Below are 23,205 nucleotides of genomic sequence, written 5' to 3'. Positions count from 1 at the left end.
GTTCCTTCACTTGAATGTCCCCTGGACTTTCATACTAAGGAATCATTCAGTCATCCAATGATGCCATATACAATATCGCAATCGATTTCTTAGCCATTCTTCCAACTTTTTAAGTTTGGCTTGAATGGATGCTTGTTTGTAGTAATCTATCCACCCTCGAATCAATAATTGATGCGGTGCATTCGTCCATCAAAGTCAATAGGTATAGTCTCTTTGGTTAACATTTTAAGCTTTGCGTTAAAGGTTTTCCATTTAGACTTTTCTACTACCAATTGATATTTCCCTTCTGCCCCCTTTTTATAGGATGATGCAAAGGAATGTCCTAGTAAACTAAAAGTTAGAGGACGACGAATAACACTCTTCTCTCGATTGATAGGTAATCGAAGTTTTTGCATTAAATACAAGTAGAGATTATTCCCTACTCGTTTTGCAGCTTTCTTACTTTTTACATATTCACTAAAATCATCGGCATATCTTACATAACGTAGGTTTCTACTTTCAAGTAATTTATCAAGCTCGGTGAGCAAGATTGGGACATTCTTATAAAAGAACTATATTTATCATTCAAGGCACACACATTGGCTATAAGTAATTGCTTCTACTCGCCTACTTCTGAAAACCCTCACGGATTTTCAGTTCTGTGTATACCTGCAAAGTTCCGTGCTAAACCACGCAACCACTCATAGCCAAAACCGTTGACAAACCACAGAAATCTATAAACAGAAAAAAATAAATTCCAATGTCTGAACTCAAACATCTTTCCTTTGCCCTTTCCGAATTTGCAGGTTTATCTGCAGAAGATTTTGAGATATCCGAGGATTGTTGGCAATTTCAAACCTATAAAAAAGGAGATTATTTTAACAAATACAAAAACGTGTGCAAGTATTTAGGTTTTGTTTTGGAAGGTGTTTTCAGGTCATATATCATTGACAAAAAAACAGGCGAAGAGAAAAATGTTTTCTTCTATTCAGGCAATCAATTTGTCGTTACATTCAAAAGTTTCATCAACCAAGTTCCTTGCGATTATCACACGAAATCTATGACAGACGCAAAAATTTTGTGCATACACATCAACCACCTGATGAAATTATACAAAACATCTCACGCTTGGGAACGGTTCGGCAGAATACTTGCGCAACAAGCTTTTAATGTTGTTATGGAACGTACGGAAAGTTTTCTTTTCAAAACACCCGAAGAACGTTATCTCGACTTAATCAAACAACACCCAAATGTTTTCAACAACATTCCACTCTACCACATTTCTTCCTATTTGGGCATTCAAGGTCCGTCTTTGAGTCGAATCAGGAAACGACTTTCTACCAAATAATACGATTTTAACCCAGGTTAAAGTTTTTACCATTAAGAGTTTAGACCTTTGTATTGTTAAAAATTATTCAAATGAAAATTTATTTAAAGGCAATGGATTGTTGTTGCTTCCCACAAGCATATCAAGCTATGCTCAAAACATTCAAAAAGATTCAACAATGGAAACAAAAAAATCAAAAACAATTATCTTGATTCACGGAAATTTCGTAAACAACGAAACCTGGAAAGATTGGAAAACTTATCTTGAAGAAAAAGGGTACAATGTTTATACACCTGCCAATCCGGGACACAAAGGCAAGCCGGCTGATTTAAGAAAAAATCCACCTTCTACATTACCCCGTACAGACTTTAAAGATGTTATAAATAACATTTCAAACTTGATAGATTCACTTCCTGAAAAACCGTTGGTAATAGGCCATTCAATGGCGGGAATGGCGGTGTTAAAACTAACTGCTTTAAACAAAGTGGCTGCTGCCGTAAGCATAGATGGGGCACCCCCCAAAAATGTGACGCCACCTTTATCTACCATAAAAATGGTTTGGGGCGGATTCGGATTCTTCACAAGCAAAAAATATTATATGGGTACGGAAAAATGGTACAACAAAGCTTTTTTCAACACACTATCAAGAAAAGAACAGAAAAAAATGTTTGAACATTACGCCGTTCCTGAAAGTTTTAAAGTGAGCCGACAGTTGGTTTTTGACAAATACACCAAAATTGACTTCAAAAAACCGCATACCCCCATTCTATTTATCGGAGGCAAAAGCGACCATATCTTCCCACCAAAATTGACCAAAAAAATCGCCCGTAAATACAAAGATAAAAACAGCCATGTGGATGTAAAGATTTATCATGGGAAAAGCCATTTTATTTGCGGTCAAACAGGTTGGGAACAAATCGCAGATGACATCATAAATTGGTATGAGAATCTGTAAAAAATGCACCTAACATTATATCTAAAAAATAGGGGCTAAAGTGATAAAACCAATTGAATTTTCTAAATTTAAGGCCTGTGTTTAACTGAAAAATTAATGCGTAAAACCAACTACTTGTCATATATTTCACTGTTGGCGGTCATTGGATAAACGAGTTACGACAATCAAAAGTTGAATAGATAAAAATAATATGAGGAAAATAATTGCAGCATTAAATATGACACTTGACGGAATTTGCGACCATACAGCAGGAATTCCGGATAAAGAAATACATCAACATTATACAGAATTATTAGGACAGGGAGAGGTAATTCTATATGGTAGAACAACTTATCAACTTATGGAATTTTGGCGAACATTTTTAGAAAATCCTTCCAAAGAAAAATCAATGAACGACTTTGCCATTGCAATTGACAAAATCCCAAAAATTGTTTTCTCCCATACGCTTAAAGATGCAGATTGGGAAAGTGCGAATATAGCAAAACATAACTTAAAAGATAAAGTTTTAGAACTCAAGAAACAAGCGGGTAAAGATATTATTGTTGGTAGCCGCAGTTTAATTATACAACTACTGAAACTTAACTTGATTGATGAATTTCAACTTTGCATATATCCAATGGCGGAAGGAAGCGGTTTGCCATTGTTTGAAGATATAAGTGACAGGATTATTTTTAAACTCGCTAAGACTAAAACCTTTAAAAGTGGTGCTATAATTCTGTATTATCAACCGAAAAGCGAATGACAAAGAAAAACAACGAACTGTTAACAAGAGCTGTAGCAAATGCGAGTTGACAGTTCAAAAATGAAGATATTGTACCAAGTAAACTCTAAGGTAAGTGAACAAGAAAGCTACTCTGAAATCCCGCAACAGCCATAACCAGCCCCGTTAGCAACAAGCTGAAAAACCGTGCTTAAATTAAAAATTATATAAATGACAAAAATTGTTTCAAGTCCAAATTGCGGGAATTCACCAAAAATGGAATTTTTAAAAGACTTCAATATTGCGTTTGCGAAAGGAAACTTGGAATTTATTACCAAAAGTGTAGTGGATGAAATTGAGTGGAATATAATTGGCGGCAAAAAAATTGAGGGTAAAGAAAAATTTACGAAAGAATTGGAAAAAATGAAATCTGAAAAAGCTGCTGAATTAATAATTGACCAAATCTTATCGCACGGAAAAGAAGGAGCAGCAAGCGGAATAATAAAAATGCAAAACGGAAAAAAATATGCGTTTTCTGACTTTTACAAATTTAAAGGAGCAAAAGGCGTGAAAATAAAATCAATTACATCATATATAATCGGAATTTAATCGAAAATGGAAAAAAACCAGTTGTCAACTATGTATAACCGCAGGTTCTTAACCGAAAAACATTATCCTTTAATCCTGTAACTAACGTTTATACGAGGCCGTTATAAACAACTTTAAAAACGAATCCAAAACATTTTTTTGCCAAATGACAAATCCCCGACTGACAGTTGTTCTTAACTTTGCTAAATGAAAGAATTTATCAAATATCTTTTACAGTTTGGAAATTTGAACCAACAGCAAATTCACCTTATTTCAAGCAAAGCTGCTGAATTAGAACTCCCAAAAGATGAATATTTTTGGGAAGCGGGAAAAATGCCAAAGCATATAGGTTTTTTGGTGAACGGCATTATTCGTGTGGCATACTATGACAATAAAGGTGAAGAAATCACCAAATATTTTTTTGATGAAAACCACCTGATAAAAGATTGGGACAATTTTGAAGCAACATTTTATCTGCAAGCCGTTACCGACTGCAAGTTCATCACTTTTACCAGGAAAAATTGGAAAGAACTTTCCGATACCATTTTAGATTGGGACAAAATGATCAACAAAATCATGAACAAGCATCACATGGAAAAATTGGATAAAATAGGTGCCATGATTTCGCAGGATGCTACCACCCGTTACCTTGAATTTTTAGAAAACTTTCCAAACATGGCCAACCGGATTCCTCTTTCTTACATAGCTTCGTACTTAGGCATTACACAATCCTCTTTAAGCCGGATCAGAAAAAATATAGTCTAAAATCGCTTTTTGCCAAATGGCAAATGTTTTTTCTTTTAAGCGTATAACCTTTGTAGTATTAATCAAAAAAGAAAAAACATGCCTACAATTTTAATCACAGGTGGACACAGTGGAATAGGGGCTGAATGCTCAAAACTTCTTGCTTCAAAATATCATTTCAATTTGATTTTAGCAGGAAGAAGTCCTGAGAAAATGGAAACCTTTGCTACGGAACTGCGAAAATCTTACGGAATAAAAGTTAATGTACTTAACATGGATACTTCGTCATTAGCGTCTGTAAGGGCTGGAGTTGATGAATGCCTCAAATTGCTTAATAATGACGAGATTGATTCTCTACAAGCCATTATTTGCAATGCAGGTGTTCGGCTCAACGGAAAAGTTTCTTATACGGAAGATGGTTATGAAACCACCTATGCCACCAACTATTTAGGACACGTTTTATTAGTTGAATTACTTATGGACAGAGTAGCAGAAAATGGACGTATTGTATTTACCACAAGCGGTACACACGATCCCGATACGGCAGATGGTAAAATGATGGGGATTGCCGATAAGGAAACAGCAATAGAATTGGCAAATATGGGTAAAAACAATACGAAACCGATTTCTTTGGGTAAAATGTATGCTACTTCAAAATTGGATATGATTCAATATGCATACGAATTGGACCGAAGATTAAAAAACGCGGGTACTTCTTTATCTTCAATTGCTTACGACCCTGGTGCAACTTCGGGAACCGGTTTTTTACGAAGTATGCCCAAACCGGTACAATGGTTGGCCGGAAGCTCATTGATGCATTGGATCATGAAACGTAATGGGGTAACAATGGGAGATGTGATTTTTTCAGGAAAGTCTCTCGCAAAGGTTGCTGTTGATCTTGCCTATGCAAATGGTTCGGGAAAATATTTTCAATCAAATGACGGGAAATTGATTGAGAGACGCTCTTCGAAATTGTCGTATGACAAGCAACGAGCAGAAAAATTATGGAATGACACTAAAACACTTATCCATTTACAACCTAACGAAGAATCAAAAAAAATTCGCTAAGAAACAACAGTCCACAACATCGGCAATAACAAATGCGGACTGACTGCCTAAAAATGAAGGTATTACAACTTATTAAATTTACGGCAGGCGGGATTTCAAAATCCCACACTTGTCAAATCCAGAACCATTGCCCACAATATGAAAAAATTGCTTCCCTTGATAATTTTGCCTCTGGTTTTTAACAGCTGTAACAAAAAACAGAAACTGAAACAATACGAATAGGGTCGGTTATGAATGATTTTATCTTGAAAAGAGCTAATTCTTTGCGGAATACAGGATGTAGCGCAAAATGAACTGACTGAAAACCGAATGCTAATTGTAGCCTTCCCCTATTTACCATGGACTTGATAAAACTGACAATCGATTTATTTATGCTACAAAACCGAATAAAGTTGGTGGATTTGAAATAAAAGGAAACGTAAATATTAACGGACAGAAAAAAGAGATTACTCAAAACATTACAATTTTGCCTACAGCACAGCCAATTGGATTTAAAACAGAGAATGTGACTGAATTAAAAATTGGCTTAGAAAACGAAATTGAAATAGTAATTGGCATTCCAAAAAAATATCGGACTTTGACTACTATATCAGAGACGTTTTGGATTGACTGGTTGGGTTCGGTAGAGGGAATTACTCCTGACGAAAAAGCAAACACAGGTATGGTTCTCTTTACTTCAGATCAGGTCTAACGGCTTGCACCCTTGGTATTCACTAATATTACCAGGCTAAAACCTGGTAAATAGCAAACTTGCAATTCCCCTGCTAATGAATGCTCTTTCCCATTCATACTTTCTTCGTAATTAGCTATCTTTACAAAGAATGTTTGTCATTCACAGCAAACACAATGTGTATTAAAAAAATAACATAAAAGTACTGGAACAACGTATGAACATAAAAACAAAGATCTTTACTAACAGGGTAAGTCGGTACGTGATAATAAACTGCTTTCCATATACAAAACCGATATAGCTAATTAGAAATTTAAAGCCCTACTAACACGAGTATATTGAATATCACCCCCCAAATATCTGGCAAAACCACCATCGCTATTCTCCCGTTTGTGAATATGAGTGCAAATAAGGAAAATGAATACTTTAGTGATGGGATTACTGAGGAAATAATCAATGCGTTGGCCAAGATAGATGGACTGAGAGTTACTTCCAGAACTTCTGCATTTCATTTCAAAGGAAAAAACATTCCTGTGCGTGAAATAGGCCAGAAACTTGGTGTTTCCACTTTGCTTGAAGGAAGCGTACGGCTTTCAGGTAACAGTATCAGAATAACAGCGCAATTGATTGATGCAGCAGAAGACTTTCATTTCTGGTCCGAAACCTGGGATAGAAAATTGGATAATATTTTTAAGGTTCAGGACGAAATTAGCCTGTTAATTGCGGAAAAACTAAGGGAACAGATCGGTCACTTTGAAATAGAAGAACACACAAAGGCAAGACACACGGAGATAGGTGCATACGAATGGTATTTAAAAAGCAAATCCAGCTTTGCAAAATTTCAGAAGGCTGACATCTTAAAGGCAGTTAATGAAATTGAAAAGGCCATAGCTATCGACACGGAATGCCCTTTTTATCATGCATCCAAAGCTATTTACTACGGGTACCTGGGCCTGGTGAACGCAATACCTGGAAGCGAAGCATTTACAATGTCAAAAAAAGCGGCCTTACGGGCTCTTCAATTGGATCCGACTGATCCTGAAGCAAATTATTCGATTGGGATGGTCCATTATTTTTTCGAAAAAGACCTGGACACGGCGGAATCATACCTTGAGCTCGCTTTGAAATATCGACCTAATTACGTCAACGCCCTTCTGGGTGGTTCGGTAATGGATGTCGTCTCAGGAAATAATGAAAGATCCTTGTATCGTGTTAAGAAGGCCATAGAACTTGATCCTCTCACCTATTCCCACATATATTACCATGCTTCGGCGCTGCAGAGAATGGGGCGATATGAAGAGGCTTTGGTAGAGGTAAATAAACTATTGAAGGTAATTCCCTATCATACTAATTCGTATTGTTTAAAAGGCACTATTCTTAATCGACTGAAGAGATATAATGAAGCGATTGCGCATTTCAAAACTGTTCCGGTATCTACTGAAAATACAACCATCTATTATGCTGGGACTGGAATTGTATACGCCTCTTGTGGGAACCTGGAAAAGGCCAGGGAATACCTTACAATTTGTAGTAAACAGCCCCAGAATTTGCATTTGGCATCTGAGGAAAATCCATCAGTGATAATCAACATTTATCTGGGGAACTTTGAGGTGGCATTTAACGAAATTGAAAAGGACATAGCTGCGGGAAAATACTATCTGAATTTCTATCGTGAAATTCCGGCATTTAAGTTGCTTACCGGTGATCCCCGTTACCGTATCCTGGATACCATTTTCAAATCAGATGGAATAAGCCGGACCGGAAATCCAACCGAAAACTATAGTGTAACAAAGAAGACACTCCTTGACGAAAATCAAATAAAAACGTACAAAAATCAACTGCTTGATTACATGGTCTCCGAGAAACCATTCCTGGATATAAGGTTGAGTTTACGTAAGCTGGCCAAACAGCTTCGAATTTCACCTAATCATCTATCCCTCGTGCTAAATGAAGGACTGGGAAAAAACTTCAATAATTTCGTTAATCATTATCGTATTGAAGAGTTCAAAACAGTAGCGAAAAAACCCGGGCGATCCTACATTACCATTGCCGCATTGGCCTACGAATGTGGATTTAACTCCAAAACGGTTTTCAATACCTATTTCAAACAGGAAACCGGCCTCACCCCAAGTGAGTTTCTAAAAACCTAATATCACCATCTATTTATTCGAGAGAGTTGTTCGGAATTATAAATCCGAACACTTTCCGTGTAATCACGAACCTTTGCTACGGTTAGAATTCTGTTCTTTGTAGTACAAAATCAAACAGGCATGAGGATTATACAAATAGCACCCTTACTTTTGTTACTGTGGTCATTTTCAGTCCGTGCTCAAGAGAGCGACGAGGCAAAAACCAAGTTAAAAGAAAAACTTGCCATCAAACTTGAGTACTTCGGAGAGTTAGTTCTGCATCCGGGCCTGAGCATTGGCTTGGATTACACGGTTAAAACAAACAATTGGGCTACAGTGCATTGGGATATTGACCTTGGCGGGTACTGGCATCGCTGGAACCACACATCGGTTTTTCTCAAGACAACAATTGGTTCCCGGTTAGTAATTGGACCGGTTTTCACTGACATAAATATAGGTATTGGGTATATGCATTCATGGGCTGCCGGTGCCATATATCAAAGAACTGAAGAGCAAAATATAAAGAAAGCAATCAATTGGGGCCATTCTCATTTTATGCCCAATGCTTCTTTTCTGATAGGATGGGATGGAAGAAAAAGAAACAGCCTGCCATGGAGGATCTACCTTGGTCCGGAAATCTATCTACAATCATCATTTAATCACATTTTCTTACCGCATATAGCGGCCAAAATCGGTTTCGCGTATAAATTCAATCAACAATGAAAAATTTAACAATACTCATTTCCATTGCAGTATCCATACTCTTTTCCGCTTGTGAAAAGGAAAGGTTTTACAATGGAGACCACTTTTTCGTTAGAAACGCAGGTGCGGAAATGCCCGTTTATGTAAAGGGCAATATCCAATCAGGTATTTTCATATTATTTCTGCACGGAGGCCCCGGGGGGAATGCTTCCCTGCCTTCATTTATGCCGGTATCCAAAGAACTTGAAAAAGACTATGCCTTTGCTTACTGGGATCAGAGAGGATCCGGCCTCTCAATGGGGAATCCTGATCAGGGTACGTTTACTGTTGAACAATTTGTAGATGACCTGGACCTGGTGGTGGAAACGATTCAACTCAAGTACCATAATCCTCGTATTGTATTCTATGGCATCAGCTGGGGCGGTGCCCTGGGAAGTGCATATCTGAGTACCAAAAACTATCAGCAAAAAATTGACGGTTTTATCTGTATGGACAGCGGTCATAATCTAGTGGAAGGCCTTCCAAAATCTGTGGTGTTTGTAAAAGAATATGCCCAGCAGCAGATCGATCAGGGCATCAATATTGCTTACTGGACAGAAGCTAGAGATTGGTGTGCAACAGTACCTGACATGACCCAAAAAGAAAATTATTTCAGGTATGATGGGTACCTGACTAACACCAATGCTTACCGTAAAGATCCAAACCGGGAGGTGCAAGGGCCACAAGTAGGTGCATTAGGCACAATGAATTCCTATCTGTCTCTTGCCATCTTTTTTAATGGCCAATACCTGAGGCCACGGTTTAACATACTGGAGCTGAACCTGAGCGCTGATATGGCCAGGATTAAAACCCCGACCATCGTGATATGGGGAAGGCATGATGGTGTAAATACCATTGAAATGGGATATGATGCTTTTAACAGTATTGGTGGTTCTGATTTTCAGGAAAAGGAATTGGTAATTCTTGAAAACAGTGCACACGAGGGATATATCGAAGAACAGGAATTATTCGTCCATACCTTCCGAAAGTTTGTGAACGGGCTTTAAGTACCAGGCTAAATATTAAGCAAAAATAATTTAAAACTAAACAATGAAAGCAGTTACTTACACAAAATACGGTCCTCCGGGAGTATTGAATTTGGTTGATATCGAAAAACCAAAACCAAAGCACAACGAAGTACTTGTCAAAATTTGCGCAACTACCGTCACTTCGGGTGATGCGAGATTACGTAGTTCCGATTTTCCTCCGGTTGCATGGTTAATTGTCAGACTATTTTACGGACTATTTAAGCCGAAAAAGGAAATACTAGGGCATGAATTTTCGGGAGTTATTGAAGCTGTCGGTAAAGATGTTACAAAGTACAACGTTGGTGATGAAGTTGTTGGCACCCCAACAATGCTCAATACGGGTTCATACGCCCAATATATTTGCATTCCGGAAAAAAGGAAAAAAGGAGTGCTTGGATTAAAACCAAAAAATATCAGCTTCAATGAAGCTGCTGCTCTGCCCGTTGGAGGAATGACCGCTTTATGGCTTCTAGAAAAAACGCAACTAAGCAAAAGACAACAAGTATTGATTTATGGTGCATCAGGAAGCGTTGGAAGCTTTGCCCTCCAGATTGCGAAAGCAAAGGGTGCATCAGTTACGGCGGTTTGCAGTGAGTCCAATTTCGACATGATAAAATCACTTGGGGCTGATAATGCCATTGATTACAGGAAGGAAGACTATTCTTTGCTTGAAAAGAAATTTGATATCGTTTTTGACGCAGTGGGAAAAACGTCAAAATCAAAAGCAAAGAAAGTATTGAAACAGGGAGGCCGATTTGTCTCTGTAAAGTCAATTACAAGCCCAAAACAGGAACATCTGAATAAGCTATTTACACTTGTTGAAAAAGGAAAAGTAAAACCGTATATAGACAAATGTTTCCCTCTTTCTGAAATTGTGGCAGCTCACGAGTATGTTGATATGGGACGAAAAAAAGGGAATGTAGTCATTGAAATGGCAAATTAAAACGAATTCGTAAAACTGCATCCGATCATGCCCATTTATTTACACTACCAATTAGTTGCTATTCATTTCAAATGATAAAATTCCACATAACAAAAGATATATAATGACGCAAAAAATTCTAATAGCTTACTTGCTATTATTGTCCGGCTGTGAACTGGATCTGCAACTATTACCTGATACTATTGAAACCGAAGTAAATAAATCCATTGAGCGCGGATTTGACGGCATTATTATTTACGTCAATCAGGACGGAAATTCGACTTTATACAGTGCCGGATGGAAAAACAGGGAAGATCTGATCCCGGCTGACCCTCATGCATTGTTTAAAATTGGAAGTATCAGCAAGCTTTACATAGCAGCTGCAACCACTAAACTAATTGCCAATCATCAATTGTCCCCGGATAATACATTAGTCCGGTTTATTCCTGAAACTGCAGGCAGAATTGAAAATGCAGATAAAATTACGCTGAAAATGATGTTACAGCATCGCAGCGGTATTCCGGAATATATTTATCAACCCGACTTCCCAAATAGAGACCCACAAGAGAGCTATATGGAAACTGCCTCCCTCATTTTTGATAAACCTGCTGATTTCAAGCCGGATAAAAAGATTAGATATTCCAATACCAATTACCTTTTAATTGGGGAAATACTGGACAGGACTCTCGGCTATAGCCACCATGAATATATCCGGAATGAGATCCTGATCCCGCTGGGATTAAACAACACCTATAGCCTGTATAGAGAGGCAGATTCCAGTGAAGTGATGAGCGGGTATTATGTAGGTCATGATGCAGATCTGAAACCAAATGATCACACCAGGCCGGGAGGATCTATGGTAGCCTCTGCTGAAGACGTGGGGCTATTTTTACGGGCTCTTATAGATGGTACATTATTCAATGAGGAAGAACAGGCCATTTATTCCTCTGTTTACGTATATGAGCATACGGGCTGGCTGGACGGTTATACGAGTATTGCAAGGTATCACAGTGACACGGATGCAGTGGTTGTCCAATTTGTGAATACGAGTAGCAATGAGTTTTTCTGGCTAAAACTGAAAAGGGTTTACAACAGGATTGTGAAGATACTAGAAAAAGGAAACTAAAATCACCATTAAAGTAAAGTATGAAATACTATCTTTTTTTCTTAATGACCAGCATGATTCCTTTATTTGCTCAATCTCAAAACAGCGCCCCAACCGAAAAATTCGGATTCATAATAAATTCGAGCCTGAACGGAGAGCTTTATCCTATTCGATTGGTCCCGGGTGTAACCTATTATAAAGGGAACAATCAATTCGAAATTGGATTCGGACTACATCCATTTTTTCAAAAAGACCAAAGAATACTAAGTGGTGAATTAAATTACAAGTACTTTCCGAATGGAACAATAAATACATTTAATATGTACCTGATCACCCACTTTTCTTACATCAACAATGCGAGAGACACCTATTTTCCAACCACTTACAACTATCTCTTCCTAAGCGGAGGGTATGGTTTTGAAATCAATGCTTGTAAAGGTGTTTACTTAGGAACGAACATCCGTATTGGAACATTCACATACAATAAAAACACGGAGAACTCATATCTTAACTTATCCAAAATCAATTTGTTTGATGAGTTAGGATTTAATCTTGCTTTTCAATTCAATGTTGGGTATAGATTCTAAACAGACCATTTCAAATATGACATTTTTCGTAATAATTATATAACTAATGAATAAACCAACAAAAAGAATAATCAGGATTTCATTACTGATTGGAACCATAGCCTCAATGTTCTTTGTGCCATGGATTTTAGTTAAAGCCTGGATTTCACCATTGCCAGACACGATTCAAGGACAGTTAGATGAAGCCATTAATCTTGGATTTGATGGAATGATTGTTTATGTGGACCGGTCAGGCGAACCACCGGCATTTTACGGAGCTGGATGGAAAAACAGGGAAAACAAAATACCAGCTGATCCCCACTCATTATTCAAAATAGCCAGCGTCGGAAAATTATATACTGCTGTTGCGATAAGCAAACTGGCATTTGATAAAAGCTTGTCTTTGGATGACACACTTGCGGACTACTTCCCGGAACTTATCGATCGAATAGAATATGCTGATAAAATTACGATAAGAATGTTGGTTCGTCATCGCAGTGGAATTCCTGATTATATCAGAACGCATAATTATTGGGTTCACCCGAAGGATAATGACAAAGAGAGATTAGAACTGGTGCTTGACCAAAAAGCCAATTTTAAACCCGGTACAGACTATGAGTATAGTAATACAAATTATTTATTACTTGCCAAACTCATAGAAAGAGTGACCGGGCAAAGTAAATTTCAATTCATTAAGGAACAAATCTTAGACCCATTAAATCTCAAAAGCACATTTGGCTCTATACATGATGTCGATTTAAACGATGTAATGAGTGGCTATTACATTGGTTATGAAAACGATTTAAAGACGGATGACAATGGTGTAATGTTGGCCACAGCAGAAGATTTGGGTAAATTTATAAGAGCCCTGAATGATGGCACTGTTTTTAAGGATAAAAAAGAACAGGATATCTATACCTCAATATATAAATATGAACATACTGGATTGATTCCCGGTTATCAAACGATTGCCAAATATCATAAAGACATTAATGCAGTAGTTATCCAATTTACCAATACAGTCGTTTTTGACGGATACAACTGGAATTTATCTGAAATAATATATAATAGAATAGTAAAAATACTTAAAAATAAAACCACCCACAATAATGGTAGTTAATACAAGACCTCTCCTACATTTCGAAGAAATATAATGGCTACTCACAATAATCGAAATCCATTCGTTTGTTTGCACCGGATATCAAACACCACAGAAGCATTTACTTAGACAGATTGTCTTGTACTCGACAACACACCAAACCCGCATCTACGAATTGTTTGATAATCTATTGAAAACCTATTTTGAAAATAATATCAATTTTCTATTTGTGGAACGTACCCAATTCGTATAATAATTAACCCCCTGCGGGAGGTTACGTCATCACGCGCTATAACTTTATTCAGATTGGTATCATAATTACAGATTGCACCCAACCTTCGGGCACCAAACACCTAATGAAGTGGAACAAATACTATTAATTAAAATAGCAAATGGTATTTAACTTTGCTATCCCATTTTTTGTATCAAATCCACTTTTATAGTATATTTAAAAAAACTACATTATTCAAAGAAAAACGCATTTTAAACCGCTATTTAATCTAATGGCCAGAAACACTGGTAAAAGGAAAATTGAACCTTGAAACAGCCGACAATGACAATGAATTTTTCTACATTCTTTAGAAGAAGTAGAATCTATATGTCGAGAACTTTTCTAAATATTTTATACTAAAAGCGATAGAATCAACCTTCTATCCATATGAAACGATACAAAGTCCGTATTGGAATTGTCTTGCTTGTCTTGATTGCAATTAATTTTGCTCTAGAACCTGTTGCCACTCATTACGTCAACAAGGTATTGGGTGATATTGAAGGGTATGATGGAGAAGTCAAGGACATTGACATCGCCTTGTGGCGCGGAGCCTATCGCATTGACTCTCTAAAAATTAAGAAAACAGGTGGTGAATACCCTGAGCCCTTTGTCAGTATTCCTGGAATTGATATTTCAGTGGAATGGAGAGCACTATTTCACGGAGCATTAAAAGGAGAAGTCATTTTGGAACATCCGAATTTAAACTTTACGACTTCAGCATCTGGATCTGACGAAGTTCAGGATGGCGGCGGTAACAACTGGCTGGAAACAATTGATGGACTTGTACCTATTCAAATCAACCGCTTCCAAATTCTAGACGGAACAATCAATTACAGGGATTATAGCACAACACCCAATGTCGATATCAAAACTTCCCAAATCAATGCAATTGCTACAAATCTTAGTACGATCCGGGACAAAAAAGATAAGCTACCTACACACATTGACTTTTCTTCACATACAAGTGGTAATGGCAACATATCTGTGGTTATGGACATGAATCTTTTAAAACAAACTCCTGATTTTGACCTGAACTTGGAATTGAAGGAAATGGATTTGACATATTTGGATAATTTCACAAAGGCTTACGGTGGATTTACTTTTGAGAGGGGAAAGATGAATGTATTCTCAGAAGTGTCTATGAAAGACAGTGCGTATGTGGGGTATGTAAAACCATTGCTTATCAATATTGCGGTCGTTGGAAAAGATGAAAATGCCTCTTTATTACACAAAGCATGGGAAATAATCATAGGAACTGTTTTCGAACTTTTTGAAAACCAGAAAAGAGATCAATTTGCCACTAAGGTTCCTTTCGAGGGAGATATCCGGGGTTCAGACGTGGGGATCCTCGAAACCATTGTCAATGTCCTGCGCAATGCCTTTGTTGTTGCTTTTGAGAACCAAATTGATCAGACGATCAGTGTCGAGACAGTGGAAGAGAAAAAATAACGAGGCCTTTAGCCTTCAGTCAACATCTAATTTCGCGGACTCATGAAAGTTCATTGGCATACAATTCATTCCAATTTGATTAAGACAAAATCTAAGATCCAAACAAGGATTAAAAAATAAAACTGCCTATACGCTAGTGTAACTAATTTTGCAGTGAATAGTGATTTGGGCCGTGTTCTTAATACCGTTGGGAAATTGAAAAGACCACTATAAAAATCAATTGAAAAAAGGTGCTGACACCATTATTTATTTAGCTTCTTCGAACGAAATAAAGAACTTCAGTGGAAAATATTTTGTATATAGAAAACAAGCCAAAGTTGCAGATAAAAACTACACAGAAAACAATGAACAATAAGTATGGGATTACTGCGAACAACAAACAAATTTATATGCTTAGTGACAAAATTGATTTTTAAGTACTTCACAATTATACTTCTCTCAATTCCAAACCTGCATAAAATACAAATTGAAAAAAATACAACCTTGTCCCCATTTTAAAAATCCAATCGTCATAAGGTTGAATTAAAAAAATAATAAAATGAAAGAATTTACACTAATTTTCAGACTGAAAGATGTTTCGGATTTCAAACCTTCGCCAGAACAAATGCAGGAGCGGATGAATTGGTTGGCAGGTATTGCGGCACAAAATAAAATTGCGGATAAAGGGAATACACTGTTACCCGGTCCGGGAAGTTCCAAAACCGTGAAACCAAACAATGTGGTAACGGACGGACCTTTCACCGAAATAAAGGAATTCATCAGCGGTTATGTAATTGTTAAAGCCAAAAATATTGATGAAGCCGTAGAAATGGCAAAAGCTAATCCGATTTTTGGCCAGGTCGGTGGAAGCATAGAAGTTCGTGAAGTTTTAAAACGTGATTGATATTTGAATAAAATAAAATTATATAACGATATTTTACCACACTTGTTCCGACAGGAATATGCGAAAATGACGGCTGTTTTATGTCGTCATTTTGGTTTAAAGCACATAGAAATTGCTGAAGACATAGCCAGTGACACGTTTTTAAAAGCTTCCGAACACTGGGCTATTAATGGAATTCCTGAAAACCCCACAGCTTGGCTCTACACAGTTGCCAAAAACAAAACCCGGGATTATTTTAAACATAAATACGTTTTTGATACCAAAGTGAAACCCGAAATAAAAGGGGATCACATCAAACCAGAACATACCTTTGAATTCAACCAACAAATCATTTCGGACAGTCAATTAGCAATGATTTTTGCCGTCTGCAATCCAACGAACAAACCAGAAAGTCAAATTGCATTGGCCCTTCAAATCCTTTGCGGTTTTAGTGTAGAAGAAATTGCCAATGCATTTATCGCCAAACCTGAAACTATAAAAAAACGACTGCTGCGAGCAAGGACCAAACTTCGAAACGAAATTTTTCGATTCGAAAAATTATCCAAAAGAGTTATAGAAGCAAGATTAGACGCCGTGCTGCATACGTTGTATTTGCTGTTTAATGAAGGGTATTTTTCGAAATCAAGTAACCGAGTCATCAGAAAGGAACTTTGTTCAGAATCTATAAGACTTACCTTAGAATTGACTGATAATAAATGGACAAACATCCCTAAAACAAATGCTTTATTGGCCTTAATGTGTTTTCAGAGTTCACGAATCGAAGCACGCATAAACGAAGAAGGTGAAACTGTACTTTTCGACGAACAGGACAAAAACAAATGGGATAAATCACTTATCGAAAAAGGCAACTATTACTTGATTAATGCCACAAACGGACACGAAATATCAAAATACCATCTGGAAGCAGGAATCGCATACTGGCACACAACAGATAACAAGGACCAATGGAAAAAGATATTGTCATTATACGATCAATTAATTGTAATGGAATATTCACCTACAACTGCATTGAATAGAGTATTTGCTTTCTCAAAAATATATGGAAATGAAAAGGCCATACCCGAAGTGGAAAAATTAAATCTTATAAAAAGCAATCAATACTATGAATTATTAGGGTATTTATATACAACATCAGACATCTTAAAAGCAATAGAGCATCACAAAAAAGCTATAAATCTGACAACATCAAAAATGGAGAAACATACATTAAAAAAAGAAATCAAAAGATTGAAAGGAAAGTTGGAAAGAAATGAAATTGTACAGCATACAGACAACAGCAACAAAAGGTAACGTAGAGCTAATACCCAAATGTGAATTGAATTTATATTTTTCAGTTCATTGAAACATCCAAGCCTAGTAATTGTATATTGAATAGAATTTATGGATAAGAGATATCATAAAGGCTATCCATTTTCAAATGAAAAAAGAGATAATAAATATTAATGAAGTATTAGGTAAGCCAATATCTTTAGTAGGTTAACAAGAATTAACGAATGGAAATCAAAAATCATTAAGAGACAAATAAAATAATAATTTTACTAATTCTAATGTCACAGAAAAAAGCTATAAAATTTATGCATAACAAAATTATACTAACAATAGGAAATTTATCCTTCACGAAAAAAGCAATCATGATAGCGATTATAGGGTTTTTTCTTTCAGGAACTATATTTGGATTTTTGATTTATAATAGTATACAATCCCAAAATAATTTCCCTATTTTCTTATCGATCTTGTTAAATGGATTTATTTGGCTGTTAACTTTTAAGTCTTTACAAAAAGAAATAGTTGCAAATAACCTTTAAAGTAGTAACATAGATTAAAATATAACACTAAAAATGACCCCTTATACCATCATGACTGAATTTTGGGAGGCAAGTTTTCAGGATAAACAAACCATGTGGGGATTTGAACCAGCAGATTCCGCTGTAAACACCATGGAATTATTTTATAAAAATAAGATAAAAGAAATTCTCCTTCCCGGATTCGGATATGGACGGAATGCACAAATATTTAAGGACAATGGTATTGAGGTTACTGGAATAGAAATTTCCAATACTGCTATTAACCTGGCAAAAAAACACTACGGAGATTCTGTGAAAGTTCACCACGGCTCGGTAACTGATATGCCCTTTGATCAGACAAAATATGACGGTGTTTTTTGCTATGCTTTAATCCATTTACTCAATACGGAAGAAAGGAAAAAATTAATCAATGATTGTTTTTCACATTTACATTCCGGGGGTTTGATGGTTTTCATAGCAATTTCTACCAATACTCCCTCTTTTGGAACAGGTACTGTAATAAGTAAGAATAGATATTTGACCCCTCACGGTGTGAAATTGTACTACTATGACTCCATGTCAGTGGAAGAAGAGTTTGGTCATTACGGCCTGGAGGGTGCAAAAGAAATAAATGAGCCTGCAAAAAACAAAGGTAACAAACCCTCACAGGTATGTTGGCAGATAATCTGCCGGAAAAAGTAATATTTGAAAATCGGTTTTCTAAAATCCTAAATTATTATAACCTAGTGTACGCAAAAATAAGTTCGTAAATTTTTCAGTTGGAGCCAGCTTACCGAAGACCTGATAATAATACACATCTAAAAAAACATTATCCACTCAAATCCACTGTGCATTCCCATATATACCATACCTATGGCACGGAAATCACCCATTATACCCACTTTCTACCTACTCTCAATACGCGCATGTACGGCACTCTGCGAAAATGTCCCAGCGGGACTAAGCATGGGTAGAAATAGGATAGAGACATTGTATCGCGTACCATAGTACGCTACAGAAGATTCATTGAGTAGGATTTAATCAGAACTGGATTGTTATACCCAAAACCAGGGTTTAACCACATATTGATCCTTTTGGGACAATTGGTTCGAGCTCATGCCAAAGAAATTCCGATAGTGCCAATCCCCTCTATTGAAAACAGATTAACGAATTTAGTTCTTCAGCCGTTAGAAAAAATATAAAGTAGATGCAAGATCAATAGTATGAAGTGATATAAAAAAATTATTTTAAAGGCAATAAATTATTTCAAGATGGCATATAATAAAGAACTTGCTGAAAGAATTAGAAATTCTCTAAACAAATTATCCAATATAGAAGTGGAAGAAAAAAAAATGTTTGGGGGATTGGCTTTTATGGTCAATGGAAAAATGTGTATCAATGCTTCCGGGGATCGCCTTATGTGCCGATTTGATCCGGCAAATGAAGAAATGATATCTCAAAAGTCCGGATACGAACCCATGATAATGAAGGGACGAAAGTACAAAGGGTATTGTTATGTGAATTCAGCAGGCTACATCCATAAAACCGATTTTGATTTTTGGATACAACTTTGTCTGGAATTCAATAAATCGGCCAAGTCCTCCAAGAAAAATGGATAATCTTACATTTTAATAAATCGTAAAAAATTTCTTTCTCCCTGAAAAATCACAGACACAAAATAGCACCCTGGTGATAATTGATTCACAGGAAGTGAAATTTCCTCGCCGGCAAAATCTATTTCCAAGTCCATTTCCATAACCTTCTTCCCTGCGAGGTCATAAATTTCAACATTGGTAGGGACTTCCGTAGAGATAAATTTCAAATTTAATTCATTCCTTGCCGGGTTCGGATATATTTCAAATCCCTGAGATACATTGCCCGGCTCCAGCAAAGCAGGATATAAAAATTCCGGTAGTATTAATTGCCGGTCCATAAAAGAACTGCTCCAGGTTAACTCGCAGGAAGCATTCCAATCACGTTCAAAATATTCTAATACGATGGGATATTTTTTTCCTGCTTCCAATTCTTTAGAACCTTTTCGGGTTCGCTCCCCTCCTTTCTCCCAATCATCAATAATTTTCTCCTGATCTATCCACAGCCTTGCCCCATCATCAAAAATAACGTGGAAAGTATAATTATCAGATACAGGAGCTTCTATAAATCCACTCCAACGAATCGAAAACCCATCCTTGGGCAAGGAATCCGGTGCTGTACTTAACCATCGGAAACTGATGATACTGTCTACTTTGGTATTTACCAATTCTCCCCGGAAATCTCCTTTAGAATCTACAAAATATTGTCCCAATAATCCCTCTCCCTTGCTTTTATCCGTACCGATAAAATGAGCCTTTATCAACTCCGGGTCGTCTTTAGCTTCAAAATCAATAGAATTTTCCGTACTTCCAGAGGCCCATTGATCAAATATATATACGCTATCATCCGAAAATTGGAATAATGGTACACTGGCAGTATGTTTAATTCCCCAGACACTTTTTGTCTCATACGGTGTCTTGTGTAGTCCTCCGTCCAAATTTAATGAGAGACCGGGAGGTTCGGTCTCCAAAAGAACATCGGTTAATTCCGGAAAAACATCTTTGAATGTAGACGTTGAAAACCCTTCTCTATCTTTTCCGTACAGTGTAATTCGGTACCAGACATTGGAAGAAGTTTCACCTACATTCGGAATTGTTATTTCCCCTTCCCTCACACCTTTCATTTCAATAAAAGGATGGCTGTGATCATCGTGGTGGAATTCTATATTCCAGGATAATGAAGAATCCGGTAATTTTCCATCTTCACTATCCTCACCTTTACCCATAAAGGTAAATGTATCACCTGCACGGTATTCATAGGAATCAGATGGTTTTAAAATAGTAAATTGAGGTCGGGTATTGTTGGTCACAAATACGGTTGCTTCTTCTGTCTGTACTTCTCCGAGTTCATTTTTCACCAAACAATAATAAATAGAACCGTTATCTTCCAAATTCACAGGCCCGATATTCAGTGTATCGTGGGTTGTAATACGCAATAGTTCCGAGTCTTTATACCACATATATTGTAAATCTCTACCAAAAGCTTTTACTTCCAGAAAAGATTTGTCCCCGGGAATCAAATACAGATCTTTGGGATCCTGTGACACAAATGGCAACGCAGATCCCCTGTAACTTATCTTATACACCTTTCCCCTATCTGAGGAAGTGTTGTCCGAAAGACTTCCAGTCCCATCGGCATTTCTGGCAGCGTAATAAAGATCCCCGGATGTAGATGTATATAATGCCAACGGTGACACAATTCCATCCGCGAATACGCCTTTATATTGATTTTTCTCCGGGTCAAAACGCCGTATTTGCCCCGTACAATAGTCACTAAAGAAAAGATCTCCATGGTATTCTTCCGGGAAGGATTCTAGTGCAGGTGTGTAAGAAGATATCCCGGTTATTGAACAACCTTTTAACCATTTATTTTCATAAAAGTGAATAGGATCTGCATACGATGGTGGTTGACTGGCACTTGGAATTGGTCCTTCTCCTATATCCCAGCCATAGTTGCCTGCCCTATGAATTTCATTAATTTCTTCCCAGGCATCCAATCCTACATCACCGGCATATATTTTTCCCGTTTTTCTATCCAATGTAGCACAGAATGAATTCCGAAGTCCCATTGCCCAAATAGTGCCATACTGTCCTGAAGTTTGTTCCAAAAAAGGATTATCGACAGGAACAGTCCCATCGTCATTCAATCGAAGAAATTTTCCATTGAAACCATTCAGTCTTTGAGCTCGTTCCGGTTTGTTGAGATCCCCAACAGAAACGTATAATTTGCCGTCGAGACCAAACAACAAGGAACCGGCATTGTGGATATATCCAATCTCATCTGTTTCCAATAGAATCTTTTCCGAACTCGGTAATGCGTAATTACCGTTGGCTACAAAACGGCTTACCCGGTTAACAGATTCTCGCGGAACACTATAATAGACGTAGAAAAAATGATTGGTTTCAAAATCTGGATGAAAAACAAGCCCGGACAATCCACGCTCATTGAGGAAATCAACATCCAACTGCAAAAAAGGGTCCCTAAGTATGCTATCATTTTCTACCAATCGAATGGTACCATTTTTTTCAGCAATAAAAACCCGCCCGTCCGGACTCTCAGTAATAACAGTGGGATCGAGGTTTTCCGCAATTAAAACTTCAACAAACCCTTCGGGAAGATTTGCTGCTTTTATAGAAAAAACAACGAGAGACATAACAAAAAAAAAGAAGAATCTTTGCACTGTTCTTAATGAGTATTGATTAACTATAAAGGTAATATATAAAATTCCTACTCCATAAAATTAAAAAAGCATTAACAGTGTTTACCTGGCTTATTCCGGCTGCTATTACAAATTAACCTTTTCACTTAGAGACTGGAAAATACCTTTACTTATCAAGGATAAACGGATAACAATTTCCGGAGAAAACTAATATCTTCCAATTATTAGTCTCCAAAAACATTTTCATCACTAAACACATTACATTCGTCAACTCACGGCGTACTTTCAATACAATAAAACTCAATCCCTTCCCATGCCGGAGTGTTTACCATATTTTTATTTTTCAGGAACAATTCATTTCCGTCACGCAGGTATGAGTATACCCCGGATATATCAGGATAGACAAGATCTGATAATGAATCTAACCTTTTTATTTCTACCCCATCGGAACCAAAAACCCTGAACCTATATTCTTCCTGTACAAATTGACCTTCCAATCTGTTTATTATAAATTGACAATCCCCCTGAACCTCATCATCGGTTCCCCAATCTTCATTCATGTCAGCTATACAAATATTAAAAATAAATACGGTACCTCTAAAGATAGAATCAATGCCGGCAGAGTCAGAAGGTATTCCACGGGTTTCCACAATCCCGAAAGAAGAATCCAGTTTGTCTTTGATCACATTTTCCTTTTCGCATGAAAAGAAAGCCAGTATTACAAATACAACCAACCAATTAAGAAATAAAAAAGATATTTTAGTCATAAAGACGATAGTTAATAGAAAACAAAATACATGCTTACTAATATAAAGTATACTTGTATATTATACTAATAATTTTGCGTAAATAAAAATTTAATTGATAAATAAGAGCAAATTTATTACACTTGCAAAATGGTTTTCAGCAGCAACCTGTTCATTTTGTACTTTTTGCCTATTTTCT

The 23,205-nt window shown here is 36.9% G+C and carries 23 protein-coding genes; 19 read left to right on the top strand and 4 right to left on the bottom strand.

The genetic code is table 11. The features are described 5' to 3' along the window. Positions 1 to 42: 42 nt before the first annotated feature. Positions 43 to 165 (bottom strand): group II intron maturase-specific domain-containing protein, encoded by a 123-nt coding sequence (locus LVD47_RS24080; protein ID WP_369427790.1) that lies wholly within the window; start codon positions 163 to 165, stop codon positions 43 to 45. Beyond that, on the bottom strand, positions 162 to 527 hold the full coding sequence (locus LVD47_RS12665) for a reverse transcriptase family protein (RefSeq protein WP_236976647.1): 366 nt from the start codon (positions 525 to 527) through the stop codon (positions 162 to 164). The genes LVD47_RS24080 and LVD47_RS12665 overlap by 4 nt, the downstream gene beginning before the upstream one ends. A 212-nt stretch (positions 528 to 739) precedes the next feature. Between LVD47_RS12665 and LVD47_RS12660 the strand changes: the two genes are divergently transcribed. The 19 genes from LVD47_RS12660 to LVD47_RS12570 all read left to right on the top strand — a co-directional run bounded on the left by LVD47_RS12660 (position 740) and on the right by LVD47_RS12570 (position 19,627). Beyond that, entirely contained in the window at positions 740 to 1,327 is a 588-nt protein-coding gene (locus LVD47_RS12660; RefSeq protein ID WP_236976645.1) for a Crp/Fnr family transcriptional regulator, read from the top strand. Between the two features lie 157 nt (positions 1,328 to 1,484). Beyond that, positions 1,485 to 2,261, top strand: a complete 777-nt coding sequence (locus tag LVD47_RS12655) for an alpha/beta hydrolase (protein ID WP_236976643.1) — start codon at positions 1,485 to 1,487, stop codon at positions 2,259 to 2,261. A 190-nt stretch (positions 2,262 to 2,451) separates the two neighbouring features. Beyond that, positions 2,452 to 3,003, top strand: a complete 552-nt coding sequence (locus tag LVD47_RS12650; protein ID WP_236976640.1) for a dihydrofolate reductase family protein — start codon at positions 2,452 to 2,454, stop codon at positions 3,001 to 3,003. A gap of 189 nt (positions 3,004 to 3,192) precedes the next feature. Then, positions 3,193 to 3,570 carry a nuclear transport factor 2-like protein gene (locus LVD47_RS12645; RefSeq protein WP_236976638.1) on the top strand — a complete coding sequence of 126 codons (378 nt, stop codon included), beginning with the start codon at positions 3,193 to 3,195 and terminating at the stop codon, positions 3,568 to 3,570. Positions 3,571 to 3,756: 186 nt separating this feature from the next. Then, positions 3,757 to 4,314, top strand: coding sequence for a Crp/Fnr family transcriptional regulator (locus LVD47_RS12640; RefSeq protein WP_236976636.1), 558 nt, complete (start codon positions 3,757 to 3,759; stop codon positions 4,312 to 4,314). 78 nt (positions 4,315 to 4,392) lie between these two features. Next, positions 4,393 to 5,361 carry an SDR family NAD(P)-dependent oxidoreductase gene (locus tag LVD47_RS12635; protein ID WP_236976634.1) on the top strand — a complete coding sequence of 323 codons (969 nt, stop codon included), beginning with the start codon at positions 4,393 to 4,395 and terminating at the stop codon, positions 5,359 to 5,361. 505 nt (positions 5,362 to 5,866) lie between these two features. Beyond that, complete coding sequence (locus tag LVD47_RS12630; protein WP_236976624.1) at positions 5,867 to 6,052, top strand: hypothetical protein; 186 nt, start codon at positions 5,867 to 5,869, stop codon at positions 6,050 to 6,052. 377 nt (positions 6,053 to 6,429) lie between these two features. Next, the gene (locus tag LVD47_RS12625) at positions 6,430 to 8,181 is read left to right on the top strand and encodes a helix-turn-helix domain-containing protein (protein WP_236976622.1); all 1,752 of its coding nucleotides are present in this window, start codon (positions 6,430 to 6,432) and stop codon (positions 8,179 to 8,181) included. A 120-nt stretch (positions 8,182 to 8,301) separates the two neighbouring features. After that, positions 8,302 to 8,883, top strand: a complete 582-nt coding sequence (locus tag LVD47_RS12620) for a hypothetical protein (protein WP_236976620.1) — start codon at positions 8,302 to 8,304, stop codon at positions 8,881 to 8,883. Then, positions 8,880 to 9,908, top strand: coding sequence for an alpha/beta fold hydrolase (locus LVD47_RS12615; protein ID WP_236976611.1), 1,029 nt, complete (start codon positions 8,880 to 8,882; stop codon positions 9,906 to 9,908). The genes LVD47_RS12620 and LVD47_RS12615 overlap by 4 nt, the downstream gene beginning before the upstream one ends. Positions 9,909 to 9,951: 43 nt before the next feature. Further along, the gene (locus LVD47_RS12610) at positions 9,952 to 10,872 is read left to right on the top strand and encodes an NAD(P)-dependent alcohol dehydrogenase (protein WP_369427789.1); all 921 of its coding nucleotides are present in this window, start codon (positions 9,952 to 9,954) and stop codon (positions 10,870 to 10,872) included. A gap of 103 nt (positions 10,873 to 10,975) precedes the next feature. Continuing rightward, positions 10,976 to 11,977 (top strand): serine hydrolase domain-containing protein, encoded by a 1,002-nt coding sequence (locus tag LVD47_RS12605; RefSeq protein ID WP_236976601.1) that lies wholly within the window; start codon positions 10,976 to 10,978, stop codon positions 11,975 to 11,977. 20 nt (positions 11,978 to 11,997) lie between these two features. Then, entirely contained in the window at positions 11,998 to 12,543 is a 546-nt protein-coding gene (locus LVD47_RS12600) for a hypothetical protein (protein WP_236976600.1), read from the top strand. A gap of 46 nt (positions 12,544 to 12,589) precedes the next feature. After that, positions 12,590 to 13,642 (top strand): serine hydrolase domain-containing protein, encoded by a 1,053-nt coding sequence (locus LVD47_RS12595; RefSeq protein WP_236976598.1) that lies wholly within the window; start codon positions 12,590 to 12,592, stop codon positions 13,640 to 13,642. Positions 13,643 to 14,279: 637 nt separating this feature from the next. Next, positions 14,280 to 15,341 (top strand): DUF748 domain-containing protein, encoded by a 1,062-nt coding sequence (locus LVD47_RS12590; protein WP_236976597.1) that lies wholly within the window; start codon positions 14,280 to 14,282, stop codon positions 15,339 to 15,341. Positions 15,342 to 15,879: 538 nt separating this feature from the next. Then, the gene (locus tag LVD47_RS12585; protein ID WP_236976595.1) at positions 15,880 to 16,224 is read left to right on the top strand and encodes a YciI family protein; all 345 of its coding nucleotides are present in this window, start codon (positions 15,880 to 15,882) and stop codon (positions 16,222 to 16,224) included. Between the two features lie 3 nt (positions 16,225 to 16,227). Next, positions 16,228 to 17,514: an RNA polymerase sigma factor gene (locus LVD47_RS12580; protein ID WP_236976593.1), complete on the top strand. Its 1,287-nt coding sequence runs from the start codon at positions 16,228 to 16,230 to the stop codon at positions 17,512 to 17,514. A gap of 548 nt (positions 17,515 to 18,062) precedes the next feature. Then, complete coding sequence (locus LVD47_RS12575) at positions 18,063 to 18,710, top strand: class I SAM-dependent methyltransferase (protein ID WP_236976591.1); 648 nt, start codon at positions 18,063 to 18,065, stop codon at positions 18,708 to 18,710. A 569-nt stretch (positions 18,711 to 19,279) separates the two neighbouring features. Beyond that, on the top strand, positions 19,280 to 19,627 hold the full coding sequence (locus tag LVD47_RS12570) for a TfoX/Sxy family protein (RefSeq protein WP_236976589.1): 348 nt from the start codon (positions 19,280 to 19,282) through the stop codon (positions 19,625 to 19,627). A gap of 2 nt (positions 19,628 to 19,629) precedes the next feature. Here LVD47_RS12570 and LVD47_RS12565 read toward each other — a convergent pair whose 3' ends face one another. Continuing rightward, on the bottom strand, positions 19,630 to 22,254 hold the full coding sequence (locus LVD47_RS12565; RefSeq protein WP_236976587.1) for a PQQ-dependent sugar dehydrogenase: 2,625 nt from the start codon (positions 22,252 to 22,254) through the stop codon (positions 19,630 to 19,632). A 278-nt stretch (positions 22,255 to 22,532) separates the two neighbouring features. Then, positions 22,533 to 23,027 carry a hypothetical protein gene (locus LVD47_RS12560; protein WP_236976585.1) on the bottom strand — a complete coding sequence of 165 codons (495 nt, stop codon included), beginning with the start codon at positions 23,025 to 23,027 and terminating at the stop codon, positions 22,533 to 22,535. Between the last annotated feature and the right edge of the window lie 178 nt (positions 23,028 to 23,205).

The sequence above is a fragment of the Membranihabitans maritimus genome, assembly GCF_021729145.1.
In the GTDB taxonomy this organism is placed as follows: domain Bacteria; phylum Bacteroidota; class Bacteroidia; order Chitinophagales; family Saprospiraceae; genus Membranihabitans; species Membranihabitans maritimus.
This window is presented reverse-complemented; position numbering and strand designations above follow the sequence as displayed.